The sequence below is a fragment of the Bartonella sp. B39 genome (assembly GCF_053795145.1).
In genome coordinates this window covers 102,239-121,085 of record NZ_CP200036.1, presented here as the reverse complement: position 1 = coordinate 121,085, position 18,847 = coordinate 102,239, and the positions used below count along the sequence as shown (strand labels likewise).

The 18,847-nt window shown below is 39.0% G+C and carries 3 protein-coding genes; all 3 read right to left on the bottom strand.

The window, feature by feature from the left end; translation table 11 throughout:
* Positions 1-18: 18 nt before the first annotated feature.
* The 3 genes from V4P57_RS00465 to V4P57_RS00455 all read right to left on the bottom strand — a co-directional run bounded on the left by V4P57_RS00465 (position 19) and on the right by V4P57_RS00455 (position 18,338).
* The gene (locus V4P57_RS00465; protein ID WP_455466260.1) at positions 19-1,338 is read right to left on the bottom strand and encodes a Ppx/GppA phosphatase family protein; all 1,320 of its coding nucleotides are present in this window, start codon (positions 1,336-1,338) and stop codon (positions 19-21) included.
* Between the two features lie 820 nt (positions 1,339-2,158).
* Positions 2,159-2,749, bottom strand: a complete 591-nt coding sequence (locus V4P57_RS00460; protein ID WP_455466259.1) for an invasion associated locus B family protein — start codon at positions 2,747-2,749, stop codon at positions 2,159-2,161.
* Between the two features lie 7 nt (positions 2,750-2,756).
* Complete coding sequence (locus V4P57_RS00455) at positions 2,757-18,338, bottom strand: Vomp family autotransporter (RefSeq protein ID WP_455466258.1); 15,582 nt, start codon at positions 18,336-18,338, stop codon at positions 2,757-2,759.
* Between the last annotated feature and the right edge of the window lie 509 nt (positions 18,339-18,847).

Here is an 18,847-nt window from a genome sequence, read left to right as displayed (position 1 = left end):
CATTGTCTCCGTATTCTGCTAACTGCTAGAGCGTTTGAAGCTTTTTCCCTTCCTATGTCGACACCATACACCATCGCGTAACATCAGCTCTATCAAAATTCCTTCTCTCAAGCCACGATCAGCAACTCTTAATCGTCGACTTGGCCAAACTTCTCGAATAACATCCAAGATTGCACAGCCGGCTAAAATTAAATCCGCTCTCCCTCGCCCAATACAAGGATTATTTACACGTTTTTTGATGTCCCATGACAATAAGCGCTCCATTATCAGAGTAATATCTGCATTGTTCATCCAAATGCCATCAACTTGCCTTCGATCATAGCGTTCTAAATTAAGGTGCATTCCCGCTAAAGTCGTAATCGTTCCAGAAGTTCCCAAAAGATGAAACCTTGATCCTTGAGCTAGAGTCCCCAGTTTATAACGTCCTGAAAAATTATTTAGCAAACTTCGCACATAACTTTTCATCTTTTCAAAATCGTCTAAGCTAACATCATTTCCTCCAAAGCGCTCAGCAAGAGTGACAACACCAACAGGAAGAGAAGTCCATGCCGTAATCTGTTCAGTTAAACGTAAAGAACGCCTTTTGGAAACATCAAGGAGCACAATTTCCGATGATCCCCCACCAATATCAAAAAGCACAATTGCATCAGTATTCGGCTCAACAAGTGTACCGCAACCTGAAACAGCAAGGCGCGCTTCTGTTTCCCTATCAACAATTTCTAATTCAAGGCCAGTTTCATTCAAAACACGTTGAATAAAATATCTACCATTTTTTGCCGAACGGCAAGCTTCCGTTGCGACCAAACGATAACGCCTAATACGCCTTTGTTTTAGCTTTAAACGACAAACTTTTAACGCTTCAATCGCCCTATCCATTGCTTTTGCATTAAGAAAACCGTTATTTACTAAACCTTCTCCCAATCGTACGATACGTGAAAAAGCATCAACAACCTTAAAATACCCTGGCTTACTAGGAGATGCGATAAGAAGACGACAATTATTCGTTCCTAAATCAAGTGCCGCATAAAGAGGCAGAGATTCTAATTGAGAGAACCTTGGAAAAAAATGCTTGTTGAAACTTTTGTTTTTTTTGATATCTACAATTGCTCGATCGTGAAATTCAAAAGCTGTATCAGACTGAATAAATACCCGCTTCTGTTTACAATGTCTTTTTCGCTGTTGTTCCTTTATATTAACAGAAGTAGAACACGTCCCTGTCTGTAACAATGCAGAATGATTATTTTGATTGCCACCATAGTGACTGCAAAATTGTTTTACTCTAGTATCGTACGCTCTCCCTCGCTTTGGCTTTTTTGTACCATAATCTAACGGAGTCATTTTTCCTTATCCTTTGAGCGCTCTTCCCCCAAATAATCAAACACGAGAACTATTCTGTTAACATTAAAGCTAAATGCAACAATGCGGCATCAAATTACCAATATCAAGAAAAAATTATCTATTTCTCGTCAAGATTTTCCGATCTAGCATATCCAGCTTTTTGAATAATCTTTTGCTTATTCCCATAAAGTCGTATCTCTATTTATGTACTTGAAACTATAAATTAATCGTTCAGATTTACATCTGTTTTTGTAATTTGCTAGCCTCTCTTCATGTAATTCACATGGAGTGCATCTCTATTGTAAAAAGATAAATTTATACTCCTAGAGAGTTTTTGAACTATAATCCTCCTTCGTATTCATGAAATAACAGCGTTGTAATTGCATTTTACAGAATGACTGAACTCTTTATGCCATTACTATCAACACTACTATAGTACTTCAATTGAAAGTTATTGATATCAAATAAGATTGCTATAAAAATCCATAATAAGCTTTTACAGAAATAAATTAACTCATCCCTTGTCCGATGTATGGGTATTTTTACTATTTTAGACTGCTTACTCTCAGTAATTTTTACTGTTAACCACTAACGTAATTCACTCTATAATCCCTGTGGAAAGCTCTATCTTGATTTTCTATTATATATAAACAACTTATTGTGATTTTATATCTGCAAAATGCACCATAATTTGGATAAAATATCTCTACATCATGGTTGTATAAAGCTTCTTGCTACATTGCACTCTTCACTCAAATTTTGAAAATGCAATGTAATGATTTATGAGAAAATAACCCCTGTTAAAAGCACTATATACAGTCTATCGTTGTAAAGAATAAAGTGCTGCACTCAGCCCTTTAAATGGCACAGTGAAAGAAAATATTTTTCCTTCTTTAACCTTATAGGAAATACGTACTTTTTTGCTCTGCTCTATTTGTTTGCTAAAAATCGATCCTACAGGCGATTGTGCCAAGCAAACCGTTTTACTACATTGCGTATAATGAACAAGGATAGGATTTTTAATACCTTCCACAAACATTCGAATAGGGACATTTGTATCAGCATCTGGTAATGTTCGAAAGAGCATTACTGGTTGACCATTTTTCGTAGAAACAAGAGACCAACTAAAAATAGTATTATCCTCTTGATCATGAACGGTCTGCGTCACGTTACATACACCTTGCTTAAGATTTTGTTTTTCATCGCAAATCAAAGTCCAATAATGAAACTGCATAATAATTCGGCGTATTTCACCAGGTTCCCCTTTAGGAATAGATAAGTGTGGTGGATGCACTGTATAAACACTGTTGTTCCCGTCGGCAAGGCTTTCGCCCTTACTTATTAAGGCAAGGACGAACAGAATATTTACTAAAATATTTTGCCTTTTTATAATGATATCTGTTTTTTTCATTATTATATTATCTCAGCCTCAGGGTAATCCCCGCTCCAATTCCCCAGTGACCTCCAGCACTCGTTACAGATAAATTAGAACGAACATTTCCATCTTCAGACGTATAACCAGCTCCAATAGCAAAGGCTGATTGACTGCGCCAGACACCTGTACCAAATGAAACACTTAAAGACCCAGGTGTATCATAGTAACGTAAATTAGATACAGCCAAACCAATAGCCGCTGCTTGTCTTGCCTCCTTCCGGACATCTTCAATATCATAACTTAACGCTTCAAACTTCATATCAGTGTAAGCTGTTACATCATTCAGAACATTACCCATAGCATTCGTTAAACGTTCATCCGTGTACTTATTCGCATCATCAAGAACTATCTTCATCTGCTGTTCAGTATAATCATGTAATTGACCGCCATTAACCGCTTCCTTAGAACCTGTCTCAATTGTGCCATCTCCAACATTATCTATCAATACCGGTGCACTTTCATCTCCACCAACTAACGTGATCCTGTTCTTTTTCTTTCCATCACTATCCTTATCATACTTAACAGCACCATCCGCGGCAACAGCTACACCTTGCACCTTTTTATCAATAGTATTTACCTTATCCTCAACTGCTGTAACCTTCTTATTCGTCTCCCAAAGCTGTCCTCCATTCACAACTTCCTTAGAGCCTTCTTCTACTTTACCATCCGCTACATGCGTAATCTTACTGTCTTCTTCATTATGACGACCGTCATAAGCCCCTTCTGTCTTATTCCAATTTAAACCATTTGAGGCAACATTCTTTTCAACACCACGAATGCGATCGTTGATATTCAACATACTGCCACTAACGCCATCAAATGCCTCTGCTACACTGTTGTACCCATACTTCTTGTCATCCGCTGTACCATCTTCCTTGAAGTGTACAACATTGAATGTTGGACTTGTCCATTTACCATCATTATATCCTGCACCACCTCCAAAATAAGCAGCAAGCGTCTGATTCAGAAAATAAACTTGAGAACCATTAACCGCATCCGTTGACAATTCTGAAAGTGCTCCTGCTTTTACACCTGTGAGAGTCCGTGCAGCAGCATCAACGTTTGCAAGAGTAACTTTAGTGCCGCTTTTTTCACCACCAATCTTGATAATCTTTGTGTCAGCATCTTGCTTAACAAGACTATCAGCCACTACATTGTTAATTTTATTGTTCACCTCATTTTTAATATTCGTGAAGGCAGTATTAACACCTGCAAAAGCTTCCGCTACATTATCGTAGCTTTTCTCATCTTCTGTGCCATCAGTACCAAAAATCTTCACTATAAAGCTAGGAGCTTTCCATTCTCCATCCTCATATCCAGCATCACCACCAAAATACGTCGCAAGCGTCTTATTAAGAGAATAAAGCTGCGAACCATTCACCGCATCCGTTGAATTCGCTGAAAGCGCTCCTGTTCTTACCCCTGTGAGAGTCCGTGCAGCCCCATCAATGTTTGCAAGAGTAACTTTAGTACCGTTCTTTTCAGCACCAATCGCGATAACATGTGTATCCGTATCTTGCTTAACAAGGCTTTCAGACACTACATTGTTAATCTCATTATTGATCTGGGTGGTTAGCTCATTTTTAACATTCGTGATAGAACTACCTACTCCAGTCAAGGCTTCAGCCACACTCGTATAGCTCGTCTCTTCAGACTCACCACCTTCCTTAACTGTCTTAACTATAAAACTGGGAGCTTGCCAATTTCCTTCCGCATCATAGCCAGCTCCGCCATCAAAATACTTCGCAAGCGTGCTCTTCAACGAATAAAGTTGACCACCCGTGACTGCTTCCGTAGAGCCAGAAGCAATATTGCCATCTGCAAGGTGCGTAATCTTGCTATTCGTCTTTGCACCATCCTTGCCATGTTTGACAACAAATGCTTCTTCTTCCTTGTCCCACAATAAGGCATCACCTTTAACTTCTTCAGTAATATTCGTTATGCTTTGATTAAGTTCGTTGAACTTATTCGTTAGATTACTATTCACATTCTTGATATTCATATCAAGACCAGTAAAAGCAGAACCAACATCATTGAAAGATTTATCTAATACCTGACCATCTGCATCAACCTCAGATAATTTATAGGTTAGACCTGTAAACGCACCATCCTTAAAACCTGCATCTCCACCTAAATACTGCGCAACATCTTGAGAGATTTTATCAATCTGACCACCATTGACTGCATCATGTGAACCACTCGCAATCTGACCGTCCGCCACATTATGCAAACCAACGGGGGCGGAATCATTTCCTTTCCCAAAAGTCACACTCGTATAATTGGTTTCTCCATCTTCTTTCTTATCGTAAAGAACAACTGCAGAATCATCAGACTGAATATTTGCAGAAAGTTCCGCTAAACTTTTATCAAGCTGACCTTTGTTAACAGCCTCATTATCATTCTCAGCCGCCTTCACACCAGAAAGAATTCGATCTATACCATTCTTGTTCGTGATATTGATTTCACTGCCTTCTACTTCCTTACCAAGGTTGATGAGATGCGTCGTTTTATCTTGCTTAACAAGATTCTCGTCTTTCACACTACTAATCTCATTATTAATCTGGGCGGTTAGCTCATTTTTAACATTCGTGATAGAACTACCTACTCCAGTCAAAGCTTCAGATACATTCGTATAGCTCGTTTCTTTAGACTCACCACCTTCCTTAACTGTCTTAACTATAAAACTAGGAGCTTGCCAATTTCCTTCCGCATCATAGCCAGCTCCGCCACCAAAATACTTCGCAAGTGTCTCATTAAGCGAATAAAGCTGCGAACCATTTACTGCTTCTGTGGAAATTGCAGAGAGTTCACCAGCCTGAAGGTGCGTAATCTTGCCATTTACTTTTGCTCCATCTTTCTCATGAAGCGCTACAAAGGCATTGTCAGCATCACTCCACAACAACGCATTCTGCTTAATCTGCTCAGTAACCTCTGTATTGCTTTCAGTAACCTCTTTATGAAGATTCGCAAAAGATGTACCAATACCCTCAAAGGCAGCTGCAACACTGCTATAATCTTTATCCTCAACCTCAGTACCAGCTTCATTAACGATCTTAACTTTGAAAGTAGGAGCTGTCCATATACCATTCTCATAGCTAGCGCTACCGCCTAAAGTTGAAGCAACCCCAGTACCCAAGGTATGAAGCTGACCACCTGTGACCGCATCCGTAGAGCCATCAGTTATATCTCCATTTGCAAGAAACTTAATCTTGCTGTTAGTCTTTTTGTCTTCTTCCCCATGAAGCGCTATAAAGGCATTGTCAGACTTGCTCCACAATAAAGCATCGCCTTTGACGTGTTGAGCAATATTAGTGATTTTTTCATCAAACTTTTTGACCTCATTCGTTAGATGAGTATTCACATTCTTGACACTCGCATCAAGACCAGCAAAGGCTGAATCAACATCGTTATGGGATTTATCCGTTACCGTACCATCGTCAGTAATATTAGAAATTTTATAAGTCGGAGCTGTAAATACACCATTGCTAAAGGCTGCTTCACCACCTAAGAATTTCGCAACATCCTGAGAAATTGTATTAATCTGACCACCATTGACTGCATCATGTGAACCACTCGCAATATTCCCATCCGCTACATTATGCAAACCGACAGGGGCAGAACCTTTGCCTTTCCCAAAAGTCACACTCGTGTAATCAGTCTCTCCATTGTCACCTTCTTTTTTATCATAGAGAACAACTGCAGAATCACCAGACTGAATATTTGCAGAGAGATCCTTTAAACTTTTATCAAGTTGACCTTTATTAACGGCTTCATTATTTTGTGTCGCTTCCTTCACACCAGAAAGAGTCCGTTCTGCACCTTCATTGTTTGCAATATTGATTTCACTGCCTTCTACTTCTTTACCAATATTGATAACATGCGTCTTTTCATCCTGCTTAACAAGACTGTCACTTATAACTTTGTTAATTTCAGTTTTAATCTCATTATGAACATCTGTAATAGAACTACTCACACCGGCAAAAGCAGAACCAACATCATTATATTCCGTACCTTGAACAGTATAACTAGGCTTCTTATCTTGAAGCACATCGGCACCACCACCTAAATATTGTGATATATTTGTACCAAGAGACCATATATCAGTCTTAACGTGCACTATGTCAGCAGCATTCCTAAAAATATCGTTGTTAGCTTGTGCTAGGTCGGTAGTATTCTTAGTAACGTTACTGTTCGTTTCAAAAAGCTGCGAGCCAGTTACCGCATCCGTTGAGCTCTCTGAAAGTTCACCAGCCGCAAGATACTTAATTTTGCTATTTGTTCTTTCTGATCCATCTCCGTGTTGTGCAACAAATGCACTATCATTCTTGCTCCACGATAAAGAATCTTGCGCAACACCTTGAGATACTTCCTTAATACGCTGATTCACATTCTTGATACTTGTATCAAGTCCATCAAAAGCTGTACCAACATCGTTAAAGGTAGCATTTTCCACATTACCATCTATATCAACCTTAGATAATTTATAGATAGGACCCGTAAATGCACCATTCGTAAAGGCTGCATCTCCACCTAGGTATTTCGCAACATCCTGAGATATTTTATCAATCTGACCACCAGTGATCGCATCACGTGAACCCTTGGAAATATTACCATCAGCAACATTATGGAGACCTACAGCTGTAGAACCATTACCTTTTCCTAAAGTTACGCTCGTGTAATCAATGGCATCGTCTTCACTTTTTTTCTTATCGTAATGAACAACAGCTGAATCATCTGACTGAAGACTGTTCGAAAAATCTTTCAAGCCTTTATCAAACTGACCCTTGTTAACAGCTTCATTGTTTTGTGTCGCTTCCTTCACACCAGAAAGAGTTCGATCTGCGCCACTATTGTTCGCGATATTGATTTCACTGCCTTCTACTTCTTTACCAATGGTGATGCGATTCGTTGTGCCTTCTTTCTTAACAAGACTATCACCTTTTACATCGGTAATCGCATTATCAATCTTTTTGCTAATCTCATCTTTAACCTTCGTGATAGAACTACTCACATTTGTGAAAGAGGTACCTACACCTGCAAAAACAGAAGCTATATCAGAATAATCCTTACTTTCAGAATTCCCATCTTCCTTGATTGTAGTAACCTTGAATGTAGGAGGCGTCCATGTACCATTCTCATACTTAGCTTCACCTCCAAAGGATTTGGCTATATTCATGGCTGCTGTTTGTAGATTACTAGTTACAGTATCCACCTTCTGGTTCGTAGAATAAAGCTGCGAACCATTCACCGCATCCGTTGAACTCGCTGAGAGTGTGCCATCCTTTACGCCTGTAAGGGTACGATTCTCCTTATCTTTGTTGATAATATCAATTTTATCGCCATCTACTTCTTTACCAATGGTGATAAAATTAGTTTCCTTATCTTTCTTAACAAGACTATCACCTTTTACATCGGTAATCGCATTATTAATCTCTTTGCTAATTTCATTTTTAGCCTTCGTGATAGAACTATTCACATTTGTGAAAGAGGTACCTACATCTGCAAAAACAGAAGCTATATCAGGATAATCCTTACTTTCAGAATTCCCATCTTCCTTGATTGTAGTAACCTTGAATGTAGGAGGCGTCCATGTACCATTCTCATATTTAGTGCCACCTCCAAAGGATTTGGCTATATTCGTTGCTGCTGTTTGTAGATTACTAGTTACAGTATCCACCTTCTGGTTCGTAGAATAAAGCTGTGAACCCGTTACCGCATCCGTTGAGCTCTCTGAGAGATCACCAGCCGCAAGATACTTAATTTTGCTGCTTGTTTCTTCCCCTTTTTCTCCGTGCTTTGCAACAAAGGATCCTTCAGAATCATCCCACAACAAAGCATTTCGATCAACTTTTTTAGCAATTTCATTGTGAATTTTCGTAATAGAACTGTCCACACCAGCAAAAGCACTGGTAACATTATCATACGTGGTATCTTGAACAGTATAACTAGGCTTCTTACCTTCAAGCACATCGGCACCACCACCTAAATATTGTGATATATTCTTATCAATAGACGATATATTACTGTTGGCTTTTGCTATGTCAGTAGTGTTCTTAGTAATATTACTCTTAGCCTCTGTAACATCATTATTAGTTTTAAAAAGTTGTGAACCCGTTACCGCTTCTGTGGAAGTTGCAGAGAGTGCACCATCTTTTACACCAGTAAGTATACGCTGCTTTTTATCTTTGTTAGTAATATCAATTTTATCACCTTCTACTTCTTTACCAATGGTGATAAGATTCGTTGTATCTTCTTTCTTAACAAGACTATTACCTTTTACATCGGTAATCGCATTATCAATCTTTTTACTAATCTCATCTTTAACCTTCGTGATAGAACTATTCACATTTGTGAAAGAGGTACCTACATCTGCAAAAACAGAAGCTATATCAGAATAATCCTTATCTTCAGAATTCCCATCTTCCTTGATTGTAGTAACCTTGAATGTAGGAGACGTCCATGTACCATTCTCATATTTAGTGCCACCTCCAAAATAGGTAGCAAATTTATCATTTGTCTCAAAAAGCTGCGAACCATTCACCGCATCCGTTGAACTCGCTGAGAGATCACCAGCCGCAAGATACTTAATTTTGCTACTTGTTTCTTTCCCTTTTTCTCCGTGCTTTGCAACAAAAGATCCTTCAGAATCATCCCACAACAAAGCATTTTTATCAATTCCGGCAAAAGCGGAACCAACATCACGATACGTTTCACCCTTAACAGTAAAAGTCGGTGCCTTACCTACCAATACATCAGCATCACCGCCTAAATATTGTGACATATTCTCATTAAGAATCAATATATTATTGCTAACTTGTATTATGTCAGCAGCATTCCTAAAAATATCGATGTTAGCTTGGGCTAGATCCGTAGTGTTCTTGGAAACATTACTGTCCGTTTTAAAAAGCTGCGAACCAGTTACTGCTTCTGTGGAAGTGGCTGAAAGTTCACCAGCCTTTATGCCCGTGAGAGTACGCTGATTTTTATCTTTGTTGGTGATATCAATTTTATCACCTTCTACTTCTTTACCAATGGTGATAAAATTAGTTTCCTTATCTTTCTTAACAAGACTATCACCTTTTACATCGGTAATCGCATTATTAATCTCTTTGCTAATCTCATCTTTAGCCTTCGTGATAGAACTATTCACATTTGTGAAAGAGCTACCTACACCTGCAAAAACAGAAGCTATATCAGGATAATCCTTACTTTCAGAACTCCCATCTTCCTTGATTGTAGTAACCTTGAATGTAGGAGGCGTCCATGTACCATTCTCATACTTAGCTTCACCTCCAAAGGATTTGGCTATATTCGTGGCTGCTGTTTGTAGATTATTAGTTACAGTATCCACCTTCTGGTTCGTAGAATAAAGCTGCGAGCCAGTTACCGCATCCGTTGAACTCTCTGAGAGATCACCAGACGCAAGATACTTAATTTTGCTGCTTGTTTTTGTACCGTCCCCGCCATGCTTTGCAACAAAAGATCCTTCAGAATCATCCCACAATAAAGCATTTTGATCAATTCCGGCAAAAGCGGAACTAACATCACGATACGTTTCGCCCTTAACAGTAAAAGTCGGTGCCTTACCTACCAATACATCGGCACCACCGCCTAAATATTGTGATATATTCGTATCAAGAGACCATATATCAGTCTTAACATGTACTATGTCAGCAGCATTCCTAAAAATATAGTTGTTAGCTTGTGCTAGGTCGGCAGTATTCTTGGAAACATTACTGTCCGTTTCAAAAAGCTGCGAGCCAGTTACCGCATCCGTTGAACTCGCTGAGAGTGTGCCATCCTTTACGCCTGTAAGTGTACGCTTCTTTTTATTTTTGTTGGTAATATCAATTTTATCGCCATCTATTTCCGCACCAATCGAGATAAGATTCGTTGCTTTATCTTTCTTAACAAGACTATCACCTTTCACATCGGTAATCGCATTATTAATCTGGGTGGTTAGCTCAGAGGTAAATTTATCTTGTACATTCGTGAAAGAAGAACCAACTCCAACCAAAGCATCAGATACATTATTATAAGTTTTCTCTTCAGAACTCCCATCTTCCTTGATTGTGGTAACCTTGAATGTAGGAGGCGTCCATGTACCATTCTCATATTTAGTGCCACCACCAAAGGATTTGGCTATATTCGTGGCTGCTGTTTGTAGATTACTAGTTACAGTATCCACCTTCTGGTTCGTAGAATAAAGCTGCGAACCATTCACCGCATCCGTTGAGCTCTCTGAAAGTTCACCAGCCGCAAGATACTTAATTTTGCTGCTTGTTTCTTTCCCTTTTTCTCCGTGCTTTGCAACAAAAGATCCTTCAGAATCATCCCACAACAAAGCATTTTTATCAATTCCGGCAAAAGCGGAACCAACATCACGATACGTTTCACCCTTAACAGTAAAAGTCGGTGCCTTACCTACCAATACATCGGCACCACCGCCTAAATATTGTGATATATTCGTATCAAGAGACCATATATCAGTCTTAACATGTACTATGTCAGCAGCATTCCTAAAAATATAGTTGTTAGCTTGTGCTAGGTCGGCAGTATTCTTGGAAACATTACTGTCCGTTTCAAAAAGCTGCGAGCCAGTTACCGCATCCGTTGAACTCGCTGAGAGTGTGCCATCCTTTACACCAGTAAGTGTACGCTGCTTTTTATCTTTGTTGGTAATATCAATTTTATCGCCATCTATTTCCGCACCAATCGTGATAAGATTCGTGACTTTATCTTTCTTAACAAGACTATCACCTTTCACATCGGTAATCGCATTATTAATCTGGGTGGTTAGCTCAGAGGTAAATTTATCTTGTACATTCGTGAAAGAAGAACCAACTCCAGCCAAAACATCAGATAAATTATTATAAATTTTCTCTTCAGAATTCCCATCTTCCTTGATTGTGGTAACCTTGAATGTAGGAAGCGTCCATGTACCATTCTCATACTTAGCTTCACCTCCAAAGGATTTGGCTATATTCGTGGCTGCTGTTTGTAGATTACTAGTTACAATATCCACCTTCTGGTTCGTTTCAAAAAGCTGCGAGCCAGTTACCGCATCCGTTGAACTCGCTGAGAGATCACCAGCCGCAAGATACTTAATTTTGCTGCTTGTTTTTGCACCGTTCCCGCCATGCTTTGCAACAAAGGATCCTTCAGAATCATCCCACAACAAAGCATTTTGATCAACTTTTTTAGAAATTTCATTGTGAATTTTCGTAATAGAACTGTCCACACCAGCAAAAGCACTGGTAACATTATCATACGTGGTACCTTGAACAGTATAACTAGGCTTCTTACCTTCAAGCACATCGGCACCACCACCTAAATATTGTGATATATTCTTATCAATAGACGATATATTACTGTTGGCTTTTGCTATGTCAGTAGTGTTCTTGGCAATATTACTCTTAGCCTCTGTAACATCATTATTAGTTTTAAAAAGTTGTGAACCCGTTACCGCTTCTGTGGAAGTTTCAGAGAGTGCACCATCTTTTACACCAGTAAGTATACGCTGCTTTTTATCTTTGTTAGTAATATCAATTTTATCACCTTCTACTTCTTTACCAATGGTGATAAGATTCGTTGTATCTTCTTTCTTAACAAGACTATTACCTTTTACATCGGTAATCGCATTATCAATCTTTTTGCTAATCTCATCTTTAACCTTCGTGATAGAACTACTCACATTTGTGAAAGAGGTACCTACACCCGCAAAAACAGAAGCTATATCAGAATAATCCTTATCTTCAGAATTCCCATCTTCCTTGATTGTGGTAACCTTGAATGTAGGAGACGTCCATGTACCATTCTCATATTTAGTGCCACCTCCAAAATAGGTAGCAAATTTATCATTTGTCTCAAAAAGCTGCGAACCATTCACCGCATCCGTTGAACTCGCTGAGAGATCACCAGCCGCAAGATACTTAATTTTGCTGCTTGTTTCTTTCCCTTTTTCTCCGTGCTTTGCAACAAAAGATCCTTCAGAATCATCCCACAACAAAGCATTTTTATCAATTCCGGCAAAAGCGGAACCAACATCACGATACGTTTCACCCTTAACAGTAAAAGTCGGTGCCTTACCTACCAATACATCGGCACCACCGCCTAAATATTGTGATATATTCGTATCAAGAGACCATATATCAGTCTTAACATGTACTATGTCAGCAGCATTCCTAAAAATATAGTTGTTAGCTTGTGCTAGGTCGGCAGTATTCTTAGTAACGTTACTGTTCGTTTCAAAAAGCTGCGATCCAGTTACCGCATCCGTTGAACTCGCTGAGAGTGTGCCATCCTTTATGCCTGTAAGGGTACGATTCTCTTTATTTTTGTTGGTAATATCAATTTTATCGCCATCTATTTCCGCACCAATCGAGATAAGATTCGTTGCTTTATCTTTCTTAACAAGACTATCACCTTTCACATCGGTAATCGCATTATTAATCTGGGTGGTTAGCTCAGAGGTAAATTTATCTTGTACATTCGTGAAAGAAGAACCAACTCCAACCAAAGCATCAGATACATTATTATAAGTTTTCTCTTCAGAATTCCCATCTTTCTTAATTGTAGTAACCTTGAATGTAGGAGGCGTCCATGTACCATTCTCATACTTAGCTTCACCTCCAAAGGATTTGGCTATATTCGTTGCTGCTGTTTGTAGATTATTAGTTACAGTATCCACCTTCTGGTTCGTAGAATAAAGCTGCGAACCATTCACCGCATCCGTTGAACTCGCTGAGAGATCACCAGCCGCAAGATACTTAATTTTGCTACTTGTTTCTTTCCCTTTTTCTCCGTGCTTTGCAACAAAAGATCCTTCAGAATCATCCCACAACAAAGCATTTTTATCAATTCCGGCAAAAGCGGAACCAACATCACGATACGTTTCACCCTTAACAGTAAAAGTCGGTGCCTTACCTACCAATACATCAGCATCACCGCCTAAATATTGTGACATATTCTCATTAAGAATCAATATATTATTGCTAACTTGTATTATGTCAGCAGCATTCCTAAAAATATCGATGTTAGCTTGGGCTAGATCCGTAGTGTTCTTGGAAACATTACTGTCCGTTTTAAAAAGCTGCGAACCAGTTACTGCTTCTGTGGAAGTGGCTGAAAGTTCACCAGCCTTTATGCCCGTGAGAGTACGCTGATTTTTATCTTTGTTGGTGATATCAATTTTATCACCTTCTACTTCTTTACCAATGGTGATAAAATTAGTTTCCTTATCTTTCTTAACAAGACTATCACCTTTTACATCGGTAATCGCATTATTAATCTCTTTGCTAATCTCGTCTTTAGCCTTCGTGATAGAACTATTCACATTTGTGAAAGAGCTACCTACACCTGCAAAAACAGAAGCTATATCAGGATAATCCTTACTTTCAGAACTCCCATCTTCCTTGATTGTAGTAACCTTGAATGTAGGAGGCGTCCATGTACCATTCTCATACTTAGCTTCACCTCCAAAGGATTTGGCTATATTCGTGGCTGCTGTTTGTAGATTATTAGTTACAGTATCCACCTTCTGGTTCGTTTCAAAAAGCTGCGAGCCAGTTACCGCATCCATTGAACTCGCTGAGAGATCACCAGACGCAAGATACTTAATTTTGCTGCTTGTTTCTTTCCCTTTTTCTCCGTGCTTTGCAACAAAAGATCCTTCAGAATCATCCCACAATAAAGCATTTTGATCAATTCCGGCAAAAGCGGAACTAACATCACGATACGTTTCGCCCTTAACAGTAAAAGTCGGCGCCTTACCTCCCAATACATCAGCATCACCGCCTAAATATTGTGACATATTCTCATTAAGAATCAATATATTATTGCTAACTTGTATTATGTCAGCAGCATTCCTAAAAATATCGATGTTAGCTTGGGCTAGATCCGTAGTGTTCTTGGAAACATTACTGTCCGTTTTAAAAAGCTGCGAACCAGTTACTGCTTCTGTGGAAGTGGCTGAAAGTTCACCAGCCTTTATGCCCGTGAGAGTACGCTGATTTTTATCTTTGTTGGTGATATCAATTTTATCACCTTCTACTTCTTTACCAATGGTGATAAAATTAGTTTCCTTATCTTTCTTAACAAGACTATCACCTTTTACATCGGTAATCGCATTATTAATCTCTTTGCTAATCTCGTCTTTAGCCTTCGTGATAGAACTATTCACATTTGTGAAAGAGCTACCTACACCTGCAAAAACAGAAGCTATATCAGGATAATCCTTACTTTCAGAACTCCCATCTTCCTTGATTGTAGTAACCTTGAATGTAGGAGGCGTCCATGTACCATTCTCATACTTAGCTTCACCTCCAAAGGATTTGGCTATATTCGTGGCTGCTGTTTGTAGATTATTAGTTACAGTATCCACCTTCTGGTTCGTAGAATAAAGCTGCGAGCCAGTTACCGCATCCGTTGAACTCGCTGAGAGATCACCAGACGCAAGATACTTAATTTTGCTGCTTGTTTTTGCACCGTCCCCGCCATGCTTTGCAACAAAGGATCCTTCAGAATCATCCCACAACAAAGCATTTTGATCAACTTTTTTAGAAATTTCATTGTGAATTTTCGTAATAGAACTGTCCACACCAGCAAAAGCACTGGTAACATTATCATACATGGTACCTTGAACAGTATAACTAGGCTTCTTACCTTCAAGCACATCGGCACTACCGCCTAAATATTGTGATATATTCTTATCAATAGACGATATGTTACTGTTGGCTTTTTCTATGTCAGTAGTGTTCTTAGTAATATTACTCTTAGCCTCTGTAACATCATTATTGGTTTTAAAAAGTTGTGAACCCGTTACCGCTTCTGTGGAAGTTGCAGAGAGTGCACCATCCTTTACACCAGTAAGTGTACGCTGATTTTTATCTTTGTCGGTAATATCAATTTTATCGCCATCTGTTTCCGCACCAATCGTGATATGCTTGGTCTCGGTATTTTGTTTAACAAAACTACTGGATGCTACTTGCTGTTTTATTTCCTTTAGCTGAGAAAAATTTACCGCATCGTTATCGTCAGTGCCATTTTCCACATTTGTAATCTTACTACTTGCAGCATTAATACCAGTAGTCGTTATCTGAAGGCCCTCATTAATGTGTAAACCTGTCTCATCTAAAACAATCCCTTCGATTTTCAATCCTTTTGTATCTAAAGTACCCTTCCCGACTTCTACACTATTAACTATAACATTCTGAGCTAAATCAAATTTTACCTTATTGTCATTATCGCCTTTTGTAATATTTAGGTTGCTACTTCCAGTTACCAAATCCATTGAGTTGGTTGAATTAACAATCGTCGCATTTGCACCATTAACAGAGAGTTCCCAACTTAGGTTCATAGAGTCTTGTAGAGCTTTTAACTGCGCAACATTCACTGCATCAGTGTCCTCCAAGCCAGCAGCAACACCTACAATCTGCCTGGTTCTTTTATACTGGCCACTACCAATACTGAGTGCACCAAAAGAGGATACCCATGCGTTGCCCTTTTCATTTGAGTTCTTTCTAAGTCTAGGATCATAACCCGAAATACCACCTGCAACATCAGCTACAGAATAACTTCCCAGAGCAATACCATTATAAGCTGATGCTTGTGCTTGAGAACCAAAAGCAATAGAATATCTGCTGTTTTTTTCAGTCTTTGCATATGCACCCAAAGCAATCGAATCACGTTCTAAAGTTTGTGTGCCATCACCAATAGCAACCGAAGAAACAGACTGAGTTTTTGCATTGAAACCAATAACAACCGAGCCTTGGCCATTAGTTTTTGCGTTGTGACCAATAGCGATCGAATCCACCATGGATTCTGTAGAAACACCAATAGCAACACCACCTGTGCTGGAAAATGCATTAGCACCAAGAGCAAACGCAGATGTACCCTCAGATTTTGCGCCAGCGCCAATAGCAACACCATGAGTACCAGATACAGATGCACCTGCACCTAAGGCAATTCCATTTAGCGAACCAAATACAGAATCCTTACTGGATTTATAATCCTTTACAGATGCGCCAACACCAAGAGCAAGCGAACCGCTGGAGAGTTTATCAACGCTGGCCTTGCTACCAAGAGCAACCGAATTTTCTGCAGCAGCCGTAGCATCTGCAAAGTCTTTGCCAGTAGTGTTAATTTGTAAACCTTTTATAACCGCTGTTTCTTGTGCTGCCTTTAGCAGTGTAAAATTCACTATATCGGTATCTTGAGTGCCCGTGGCTACATTTGTAATCTTTTTATTTGCAGCATCAATACCAGTGGTCGTTATTTCTGGGCTATTAGCAATTATTAAGTCTGTTGCGTCTAAGGTATCTTCTCCAACTTTTGCACTGCTCAACGTAATATCTTCAGCTAAATCGAATTTTAGCTTATTGTCGTCTTCGTCTTTTGTAATATTTAGGTTGCTACTTCCAGCGGAAAAATTTACTGTCTTGTCTACACTAACAGCTGTATAATCCATACCACCAACAAGGAGTTTCCAACCTTTGTCTACGTAGTCTTGTAACGATTTCAACTGTGCAACATTTACTGCATCCGTATCTTGAGTACCAGCAGCAACTCTTATAATTTGCCTCGTTATGTTCTCATCAGAACTACCAACACTTACAGCACCTTGCGTACTTTTCCATGCGAGACTGGTATCTGTCGCATTCTTCTTCAAAAGAGGAGAATAACCTGCAACCCCAGCAACAACATCAGACAAAGAATAAGCCCCTAGAGCAACACTTCCCGCTGTCCTTGCCTCCGAATAATATCCTATTGAAGTAGACCTGTCACCTAGTCCATATGAGCGATGACCAAGAACAGTTGCACCATGCGCCAGAGCCTTAGAAGTAGCACCTATAACTAGTGAATAATCATCCTTTGCAATTGTATAAACACTCTCTTTATCTTTCTCGTTATTATACTCGTTACTATCATTAAATGCGGAATCTATTGCGGCACTGCCCTTACCCAAAGATTCAGTCAAGTGGCCCATAGAAATGCTATTCTTACCTGATGCTACCGACTTGTCACCTAAAGAAGCAGCGTAAAATTGTCCTGCCGGTACACGATCACTATCCATGAAAGTGATGCTCTCAGAATTGCCAAGAATGGTATTATTAGTGCCTAGGGCTGATATCCTGAAATCTTCCCTGATCACACCGCTCCGCGAAGCATCAGATACATCAATAATATTTGCATCTGCACCATTTTTACTTAAAAGCATTTTTGTTAGAAAATTTGCATAGTCACTGTCCGTAGCAGAAGGCGTCCCTAGTCTATTCAGTGCGGCTAAATATCTTGTCTTTGGTACACTGGGATTGTCAAAGAGATCCACATCACTGTTATGACTGTCATAAGCAGAAACAATACTTCTATCATTTGCTTGAGAATAAACTGCCGTCGCATTCCTCATGCTTTGAAGAACTTGTTCTATTAAATCGAAATTTCCCGCAAAAACAGGGAAAACACTCGATAAAAACGCAGTCATTGCAGCCAGCAAAGAAACATTAACAAAAGAAAAACGAGAAGATTTCATATTGCTTGCTGTTCGTGTGGCATACAATTTTTTCATGACAAACTCTCCAATGAAAAAAATTTAAAAACACATACAAAACATAAAAAAACCACACTTCAGCGCTACTAAATCTCTCCAATGGAATTTAGGGTTGGAGATAATCGCTTGAAGCGGGAACGTTTTGAGTCTTTTGTTTTCGTTTTTCATGTGCTTCCTATAATGAGATCTAAATGAGAAAACTGGGAAATATGTTAAATTGACATAAAAAGGACACATTTAGATTCTAATGTCGATCAGTCGTTGTAAGCTTTAACTGATGGGTTTTGTGTGTTTTGAATATTAAAAGCATTTTATCTGACAGAGAATTAGTTACTGGATGATTTTTTTGGCAAAGGGCATGCAACTTTCAACAAGAAGTATTTTTTAAGTTAAAGTAAGAAGATGTAATACTTAAGAAAACTTTAAATCTGTTAGAATTTTTGAATTATTTAGATAGAGTTTTCTTTTATAAGGTGTAATGCAACAGTGTAGATATGTATTTATGTTGCTTCTTTGTTTTGTACATA

Coding starts and splice junctions, on each gene's coding strand:
- V4P57_RS00455 (WP_455466258.1), bottom strand. CDS start 18,338: ATGAAAAAATTGTATGCCACACGAACAGCAAGCAATATGAAATCTTCT.
- V4P57_RS00460 (WP_455466259.1), bottom strand. CDS start 2,749: ATGAAAAAAACAGATATCATTATAAAAAGGCAAAATATTTTAGTAAAT.
- V4P57_RS00465 (WP_455466260.1), bottom strand. CDS start 1,338: ATGACTCCGTTAGATTATGGTACAAAAAAGCCAAAGCGAGGGAGAGCG.